Source organism: Candidatus Hadarchaeales archaeon, assembly GCA_038823825.1.
GTDB lineage: Archaea > Hadarchaeota > Hadarchaeia > Hadarchaeales > Hadarchaeaceae > JAVZGN01.
The window spans coordinates 124,554-133,440 of sequence record JAWBCC010000003.1; the positions used below are offsets into that span (position 1 = coordinate 124,554).

Consider the following 8,887-nt stretch of genomic DNA (forward strand, 5'->3'; position numbering starts at 1 on the left):
ACTTCATCCACACAGGACATTCCGAGAAGTCATGTTCCGAATTTCCAAGATTTCAAGTAGTTCTTTTGTTCAGCGGTGAGCTTTTCCATTTTGATTTTGAGAGAACGGAGTTTTAATTTTGCAACTTTCTTGTCTATCTCTTCAGGCACTTGATAAACCTTGGGTTCCAGCTCTGTACCGTGTTTGGCCAGATATACTGTGCACAAAGCCTGAAGCGAGAAGCTCATATCCATTATTTCTATCGGATGCCCAAGTGAGCGCTTACCCGCCAGATTGACTAGACGCCCCTCCGTGAGAAGATATAAACGTTTTCCGTTCCTAAGCTTGAATTCCTTTACGTCCTCGATGATTTCTCGTTCGGAAGTGGCCAGCTTTTCCAGTCCCTTCAGATCTATTTCCACATTGAAGTGGCCAGCATTCGCGAGGATGGCACCGTCTCTCATTTTTTGCATATGCTCTGGGCGTATCACATTGACGTTGCCAGTTGCCGTGATGAAAATGTCCCCATCACGCACGGCTTCCTTCATGCTACCAACACGAAATCCATCCATTGCGGCTTCGAGTGCTCGGATAGGATCGGTCTCCACCACAATGACGTTCGCTCCAAGCCCTCTTGCACGTGAAGCTATCCCTCTCCCTACATATCCGTAACCTACAACCACCACACACTTGCCCGCAATCAGAGTGTTCGTGATGCTCATTATCGCCTGCAAAGTCGATTCTGCTGTCCCAAATCTGTTATCGAAAAGGCGCTTTGCTGGCGTATCGTTTACAGCAATAACCGGAATTTTAAGTGCTCCATCTTTTTCCATAGCTCGTAGTCTCATGACACCAGTTGTTGTTTCCTCACACCCACCGATCAGCCTCTCAAATTCTGGATGTTTTTCATGTGCAAGAACGGTGAGGTCTCCTCCATCGTCGATTATTAAATCAGGAGCATGAGAGAGGACCTTTTCGAGGTTTCGATAATATTCTTGTTCGCTTTCCCCTCTTTTCGCGTATACAAAATTACCTTCCTCCGCAAGGGCTTCAGCAACTTCATCCTTGGTCGAAAGCGGATTACATCCTGCAATAGCGATTTCTGCCCCCGCATCGCGTAGTGCCCTGACAAGTACACCAGTTTTGGCTTCTACATGTAGCGCCATTCCCACCTTGAGTCCTTTCAATGGTTTCTTTTTCGAGAGCTCCCGTCTCACTTCGGCCAGAACTGGCATGCGTGATTCGGCCCAGTTTAGCATTCTTTCCCCGATATCTTTGGGTTTCATCTGCTCACCAGATCTTCAGCAACCTGCTGTGCCTTTTCGATTACTTGTTCTTCATCGACCGTCAATATGTGTCTATCTTCCATAATGATTCTGCCGTTGACGATGACTGTGCACACATCGCAGCCACTTGCTGAGTAAACCAAATTAGAAACAACGTTATGTAGCGGTGTGAGGTGAGGTTTTCTAAGATCAACGAGAATAATATCAGCTTTTTTCCCAATTTCTATGGATCCGATTTCTCTTTCAAGCCCGACCGCTTTTGCGCCGTTTATGGTTCCAATTCTTAAAGCTGTCATCGCATCCACAACCGTTGGGTTTCCAGCTTTAACCTTGGCCAGCAAGCTACAGGTTCTGATCTCCTCAAACATGTCAAGGTTGTTGTTGCTTGCAGCACCGTCAGTTCCTATCGCCACCGTGATCCCTCTTTTGATAAAGTCCCAGATAGGAGCAATTCCAGAAGCCAGTTTGAGGTTACTTTGGGGATTGTGTGCCACCTTTACGTCATTTTTCTTTAGAGTCTCCGCCTCTTCTTTGCTTACTTGAACACAGTGTGCAGCCAGTATCTCGGGACCGAGAAAACCGATGTTTTGTAGAAATTCTATCGGCTTCTCCCCTTGAAACGAAATGGTATTTTGAACGTCTTTCTCGCTCTCTGCGAGGTGAATCATTATTCCGACTTTGAACTTTCTAGCTAAATCCTTGATCTCCAAGAGGCACTCTCTCGAACATGAGTAAGGAGCATGTGGTCCAAACATCGTTAGAATTCTTCCATCGGCTTTGCCGTGAAAATCTTTTACAATTCTGACGGCTTCTCTGATATCTTTTTCCCTTTTTTCTTCATCTCCCAAGTCAATGATTCCATGAGAGATGAAGCCCCTCATTCCCGTTTCCTCGATTGCTTTCGCAACAGCATCCATGAAGAAATACTGATCCACGAAGCAAGTAGTACCACTCTTTATCATTTCGACACAGCCAAGAAGAGCTCCCCAATAAACATCGTCTCTTTTGAGCTTCATTTCGAGTGGCCAGATTTTTTCCGTTAACCAGCTCATCAGCTCCATGTCATCGGCTATTCCGCGGAAGAGCGTCATTGCAAGATGAGTGTGTGCATTTATGAAGCCCGGGAGTGCGACTTTTCTTTTTCCGTTAATCACATAGTCAGTCTTCTCCCTAACATCTCCTAGTTTTGCTATCCGATTTTCTTCGATCAATATGTCTCCTCGGAAGACCTCGTTTCTTGGATTGCATGTGACAATTTGGACGTTTTTGATTAGAATGCTTTCCAAGCGTTCACCTCAACAGTTCTGCGATTTTCTTACCGAATTCTCTTGCTGCGTGTGGACCATTAGCAGTAACGATTTTTCCGTCTACTTCGACATTTTTTCCCGTATACTTTGCTCCACCGGCTTCAAGCATTTTGACGAAATCTCCATCCCAGACGGTCGCCCGCCTACCCTTGAGAATTCCAGCGTTAGCCAGTATCACCGGTGCTATACATATTGCTCCAACAACTTTACCGGCGGAAAAAGCTTCCTTTGCTATGCTCAGTGCATGTTTGTTGGAGAAGTAAATGGAAGAGCCACTTCCCCCGACAAATATCACAGCATCGTAATCTTCGACCTTCACTTCCTCAATGGTCAGCTCGGCCGTTGCTTTTCCGCCGAGCATCCCTTTTGCTTCCCCCTTCTTCGTACTGGCGATTTTAGTCACTATTCCGGATTTTTCAAGAACCTCTTTGGTATGGAAAAGCTCTTCGTCGCGAAAATCCTTTGGAGCGATTATCAACAGGGCTTTCATCCAATTTTTCATTTTCTCTCTTTAGAATAAAAATGGCAGAGGCGGAGGCGGTCAATAACTTGGGGAGAATCTCTTAAAGTATGGCGTGGATGGAGATAGGTGGGTGTATGGGAAAGTTCTACATAACAACTCCCATATATTACATAAATGCCGTTCCACACATCGGTCACGCCTACACGACCGTAATAGCAGATATCATAGCCAGATGGCGCAGGCTGGCAGGCGACGATGTTTTTTTCTTGACAGGACTCGATGAGAATTCGTCCAAAACCGTGGAAGCGGCGGAAAATATGGGATTCGAAAATCCGCAGGAGTATGCCGACTGGATGGCTGAGAAGTGGAAGAATGTTTGGCGAATTTTATGCATAAGCAATAACGATTTCATTCGCACGACAGAGGAGAGACACAAAAAGAGAGTTCAAGAGATTTTCCAGCGTCTTCTGGAAAAGGGCGAGATATATCCTGGAATTTACGAAGGGCTCTATTGTGACGGTTGTGAGGCCTACGTTTCCGAGGAAGACCTCGTTGATGGAAAGTGTCCTTTGCACGGAACGGAGCCGAAGAAAGTTAAAGAGGAGAACTATTTCTTCAGACTTTCCGCTTATCGCGATGCCTTGCTGGAGCACTTGCGGAACAATCCGGATTTCATAATACCGGAGGCAAGGAGGAACGAAGTAGTGAGTTTTCTCCAGAGGGGTCTGAAAGACGTCAGCGTTACCAGGCGAGGTTTGAAGTGGGGAATCGAGGTCCCAGGAGATCCTGAACAGAGGATATGGGTCTGGTTTGATGCCTTGATAAACTACTTGGTTGCACAAGATTACTGGCCAGCCGATGTTCATCTAATTGCAAAGGACATTCTCAGATTTCATTGTATTTTATGGCCAGCTATGCTGATGGCCGCCAACTATCCTTTACCTAAAAAAATCCTGTCGCATGGCTTCCTGACAGTTAACGGGAGAAAGATAAGCAAATCCCTTGGCAATGTTATAGACCCAGTATATCTGGCGGAGAAATATTCCCCCGATGTTCTCCGCTATTTCTTAGCTAGGGAGATCTCGCTCGGACAGGATGGTGACTTCTCAGAAGAGAATCTTAGAAGAAGACTAAACGACGAGTTGGCAGATGTTCTCGGAAATCTCATTCACAGGGTTTTAACCTTCATCCATGCGAGATACAACGGTAGGGCCCCAGAGGGAGAACTAGACAGAGAATTTTTGGAGGAGGTGAACAAGCGGGTGAGAGAAATCATTCGTCTAATGGACCGGTTCGAAGTCACGAGAGCGGCCGAGGAGATAGTAAATTTGGCTAGACTGGGAAACGAATACTTTCAGCGATGCAAGCCGTGGGAATCGATTTCAACAAAGCCTGCGGAGGCCGCGAAGTGCCTTCTCAGTTGTTTAAACTTGGTTGGAACGATCTGTGTTCTGCTTTCTCCGTTTATGCCAATCACCGCAGAACGTTTGAGCAAGCAGATGAATTTTAAGGTAGAAAGGCTTGACCAGGCCCTGAGGCCGGGAATCCTTCCGGGCCACGAAATTGGAAAGCCTGAGCCGCTTTTCAGGAAGGCTCAAGATGAGAAAACGGCTGAGGCCGCAGTAAGTCGAGAAGTAACAGTTTCCGACTTTGAAAAAATGGATATTAGAATAGCAAAAGTTCTTTCCTGCGAAAAAATAAAAGGCTCCGAAAAATTGCTCAAGCTCTCGGTTGATGTGGGCGGAGAGGTACGGACAATCGTGGCTGGGATAGGAAAGTCCTATTCACCGGAGGATTTAGTCGGTAGACTTGTTGTTGTGGTTGTTAACATAAAGCCAGCAAAAATAATGGGAGTAGTTTCACATGGGATGCTGTTGGCTGCCGGTGACGATGAGAATAAACTCTCTCTACTGGTTCCCGATAGGACGCAGGAGCCGGGCACCAAGGTGAGATGATCTGATGAAGTTAGATCTACACGTTCACTCGCGTTATTCTGTCAAGGATTGTTCTTCGAATTTGAAAGATCTCGTGAAAATCGCAAAAATGAAAGGGTTGGATGGTTTTGCTCTCACGGATCACGACACCGTTGCAGGTCTCAGGGAGGCTAAAAGATTTTCTTCAAAGGGATTCCTGATAATCCCCGGCGTTGAAGTTTCCACAACCGGAGGTCATGTTCTCGGGCTCGGCGTGAGCGATGAAATCCCCAAAGGACTAAAACCAGAGGAGACTGTCGAAAAAATACACGAGCAGGGCGGAGTCGCTGTGGCGGCCCATCCTTTTTCACTCGGCAGAAGAGCGTCTCTTGTCTACAGGACGAAGTTTGACGCTATCGAGATTCTCAATGCCCGGGCAGGGTGGCTCTCCAACAAGCTGGCAGAAAATTTTGCGAAAAATCATGGCATTGTTGGAGTTGGTGGCTCAGACGCCCATTTGTTAACGGATGTTGGCACCGCTTACACTGTTTTGAACTGTGGGTCTAAAATAGAGGAAGTGCTAGAAAGTATAAGAGGGGGAGAGACATCAGTAGGCGGGCGATCTCTCCCCCTCCCCTTGACCCTGTGGAGGATCCTCCAGCGCACCCTCCACAAAGGGTGAGCGCAAAGGCGGGGAGGCTTTATCTCCCCGCCTATGCTGGCTAGACCCGAGAGGCGATGGTTCAGCGTGATTTTTTCGCATATTCAACGAATCCTTTAACTTTCTCCAAGTTTGCCATCATCCAATCATGAATCATTTTTCTGACAACCTCGCTTCTATTCGCTCCATAGCCGGCTCCAACGAGGTCGTCAATGATCTTGAGATAAAGACCTTCAACAAACACCCGGACTTCGACCTTGTGTTGTCCGGATGTTTTTTCTTGTTCAACCATTCTTTTCATCCCTCCAGTTAACTGTAACTTCACTGACACATAGCTGGATGGTAATATAAAAAACTTTTGGGAGTTTATAAAGCGAAAGTTTCGGCAATTTTGCGAAAGCTTTATTTAGTCAACAACAGAAAGCGGGACGAAACCATGAGAGTAGAGAAAGGAGCAGCGTTTGTGTTTTTATTATCTTTCGTGATCGCGCTTTTGATAATACCAAACCAGATGATTTTGGCTTCCCCATCCTCCATCGACGCTTATCTGGAAAACATCCATATTTCCGATCCATATCTTCTAAAGATGTTCAGAAATACCTTCGTGAACACGATTCAGACAACAGTAGGACTAAAAGACGACAATACAACGTATGTGATTACTGGCGACATCAACGCAATGTGGGTAAGAGACTCCTGCGCTCAGGTGTACCCCTATGCTCTCATTTGCATAAATGATGCATATCTTCAGCGCGTAGTCCGTGGAGTGATGCTCCGCCACTTCAAGCATTTTAATTCTTCCTACCCCATGTCCACGATCATAAACTCGTGGAAAGAGGATTATACTCCTTGGGAATATAAGTACGAACACGATGGCATAGCGTATTTAATTAGACTTTGCTGGGTCTACTGGAAAGTTTCAGGGGATGATTCTTGGGCTCATCTTTCTGGTGATTTCAACGCTCAGAAGGCGTTTGGGAAGGCGCTAAGGCAGATCTTGGACAACATGGATGTGACAACCGGTCTTGTGAGAGTTTCTCATAGGCCCAGCGATGATTCAACTGTTTATCCTTTTTTGATTCCGACAAACATGTTCATCGCAGCCACGATGCCGATGTTGAAAGAGATGTATCTTAACCTATGGGAAAATGAGGTAGGCGCCGACCTCTGCGATAAAATAAGGGAAAACATTATGCGCGGAATAGAGACGTACGCGGTATACAACGATCCAGTCTTCGGAAGGATATGGGCATACGAAGTTGATGGACGGGGAAGATACCTCCTTATGGATGACGCAAATGTACCGAGTTTGCTTTCTGCACCTTACATAGGATTCACATCAACAGACAACGATGTCTATCAGAACACGCGCAGATTTTTGCTTAGTTCTTCAAATCCCTATTTCTTTTCCGGAAGCTATATTTCTGGAATTGGAAGTCCTCACACGCCAGGATCGAGAGTGTGGCCAATGTCACTGATTGTCCAAATTCTCACTTCGGATAATCATAAAGAAATAGAAAGTTGTTTGGAGCAGCTGAAGATTTCGGACGCCGGAACGAAATTGATGCATGAGAGCATAAATCCGAACAACCCGGCGGACTACACGCGCTCTTGGTTTGCTTGGGCGAATTCTCTTTTTGCCGAAATGGTGATCACAAAAGTTGTTGGGTTACACATCGATAACGGCGAAATTTGGGTCAGGCCTCACCTGAACAAACATTTGAGCGAAATAGAAGCAAAAGACATTCCTTTCTGGAATTTTTCCTCACTGACGATAAAGGCGAAGGGGATAGATTCAACGATAAGACAAGTTCGAAGGAATGGGCAACCCGTGAATTTTGACCAGCGTATGGGTGTAAAAATCACAAATGATGAGCAGCAGATTGAAGTTTGCACGACTCAGCTTAGATTGACTCAAACACCGGTCGATCTTTCTTCATATTTTAACAGAGATGGAATCAGCTGGGACAATAACAGGGGAAATCTTGATGGTTCTGAGGGTTATGACGCAGACGGGTTCTCCGACAACATCACCTGCCGAGATTGCGGTATTCTTTTCCTTATAGGCAGCAGGATGGACGGACAGAAAAACATGGTTTCGACCTCTTCTCAGACGATCGATTTGCCAAATGGACATTATTCCGCTTTACATATCTTGGGAGCATCAATTGGAAGCGGAAGTGTCCAGAGTGGAACGCTTCGCGTGAATTACCAAGATGGGTCATATTCTAACGTTACCCTGAGGTTGAGCGATTGGTGTCAGAGTCCGGAAACGGGAGAACATGTCGCCATTTTAATTGGCCATAGGCATTCTGGGGGGCAGGATCAAGTTGTTAAATGTAGAGTTTTTCACCGAGAAATTTCTCTCGATAGCAACAAAATTGTCGAAAATATAGTTTTGCCAAATAACCAGTACATGCGAATTCTAGCGATCACAGTTAGTAGACGGGATTATCCAATTCTAGTTAAGCCGGAGAACTCTTCCCAGATAAATGACAACACGCCTATCTTCAGCTGGATACCCGCCGAGTTGCAGGATAACCAGAGATTCTTGCTCGATGATGATCTTTCCTTTTCTTCCCCAATTGAAAACATCATTTTGCCTCCTTCTGTCGAAAATTTTGAGGTGATTTCTGGTCTACCAGACGGCCGGTATTATTGGAAAGTAGTTCCGATTTTCGAAGGAGAGGAGTTCGATTCAGACGTTTGGGAGTTCAGCGTCGACACCCAACCACCGCAAGTCCCAACTCCATTGTCTCCAGAAAACGGTTTCAAGATTGTTGGACTATCCGTAATATTCTCTTGGTCCGGATCTGAGAATGTTCTCTATAACCTACAAGTTACCACAGGAGTCACGGATTTAGACTACTTCACTTATGAGAATCAAACTGAAATTCAGCTTCCGGACCACGGAATATACTACTGGAGAATTAGGGCGATGGATCAGGCCGGCAACTGGAGTGATTGGTCAGAATTTAGAAGACTCGATGTCCTTTACAGTTGGTGGAACCAAGAATGGACCTGCCGGAGGAAAATTGAAATAAGTGGAAATCACCCTGAAAACTTCCAGATAAAAGTAGTTCTTCCGTCGGACATCGAAAATACAATTTATCCAAGCATAAGATTTTTGGAGGATGAAAACAGGGGTTTTCTTCCATATTGGATAGAGAAAGCGGAGAATGCTTACACAAACATCGTCTGGGTGCGCAGGCTCGAAAACTCAGACAACGAGATCTGGATGTACTATGGTAATCCCTATGTGACGAGTGCCGAGAACG

General features: G+C 45.7%; 7 protein-coding genes. 3 read left to right on the forward strand and 4 right to left on the reverse strand.

Features of this window, described 5'->3' with window-relative positions:
• Positions 1–29: 29 nt before the first annotated feature.
• Genes QXF64_04495 through QXF64_04505 form a run of 3 tightly spaced genes read right to left on the reverse strand, consistent with a single transcriptional unit; the run spans position 30 to position 3,074 of the window.
• Positions 30–1,265, reverse strand: a complete 1,236-nt coding sequence (locus tag QXF64_04495) for an adenosylhomocysteinase (protein MEM1689739.1) — start codon at positions 1,263–1,265, stop codon at positions 30–32.
• On the reverse strand, positions 1,262–2,551 hold the full coding sequence (locus QXF64_04500; protein ID MEM1689740.1) for an amidohydrolase family protein: 1,290 nt from the start codon (positions 2,549–2,551) through the stop codon (positions 1,262–1,264). The genes QXF64_04495 and QXF64_04500 overlap by 4 nt, the downstream gene beginning before the upstream one ends.
• 4 nt (positions 2,552–2,555) lie before the next feature.
• A complete protein-coding gene (locus QXF64_04505; protein ID MEM1689741.1) occupies positions 2,556–3,074 on the reverse strand; it encodes a DJ-1/PfpI family protein in 519 nt (172 codons plus the stop codon).
• Between the two features lie 95 nt (positions 3,075–3,169).
• Here QXF64_04505 and metG point away from each other — a divergent pair, with 95 nt between their 5' ends.
• Positions 3,170–4,990 carry a methionine--tRNA ligase gene (metG, locus tag QXF64_04510; GenBank protein MEM1689742.1) on the forward strand — a complete coding sequence of 607 codons (1,821 nt, stop codon included), beginning with the start codon at positions 3,170–3,172 and terminating at the stop codon, positions 4,988–4,990.
• A gap of 4 nt (positions 4,991–4,994) precedes the next feature.
• On the forward strand, positions 4,995–5,630 hold the full coding sequence (locus tag QXF64_04515) for a PHP domain-containing protein (protein ID MEM1689743.1): 636 nt from the start codon (positions 4,995–4,997) through the stop codon (positions 5,628–5,630).
• A gap of 61 nt (positions 5,631–5,691) precedes the next feature.
• Here QXF64_04515 and QXF64_04520 read toward each other — a convergent pair whose 3' ends face one another.
• Positions 5,692–5,901, reverse strand: a complete 210-nt coding sequence (locus tag QXF64_04520) for a hypothetical protein (protein ID MEM1689744.1) — start codon at positions 5,899–5,901, stop codon at positions 5,692–5,694.
• Between the two features lie 144 nt (positions 5,902–6,045).
• Here QXF64_04520 and QXF64_04525 point away from each other — a divergent pair.
• Positions 6,046–8,887, forward strand: a 2,842-nt coding sequence (locus QXF64_04525) for a DUF2341 domain-containing protein (protein ID MEM1689745.1), incomplete at its 3' end; no start/stop codon positions are given.

Coding starts and splice junctions, on each gene's coding strand:
- QXF64_04495 (MEM1689739.1), bottom strand. CDS start 1,265: ATGAAACCCAAAGATATCGGGGAAAGAATGCTAAACTGGGCCGAATCA.
- QXF64_04505 (MEM1689741.1), bottom strand. CDS start 3,074: ATGAAAAATTGGATGAAAGCCCTGTTGATAATCGCTCCAAAGGATTTT.
- metG (MEM1689742.1), top strand. CDS start 3,170: ATGGGAAAGTTCTACATAACAACTCCCATATATTACATAAATGCCGTT.
- QXF64_04515 (MEM1689743.1), top strand. CDS start 4,995: ATGAAGTTAGATCTACACGTTCACTCGCGTTATTCTGTCAAGGATTGT.
- QXF64_04520 (MEM1689744.1), bottom strand. CDS start 5,901: ATGGTTGAACAAGAAAAAACATCCGGACAACACAAGGTCGAAGTCCGG.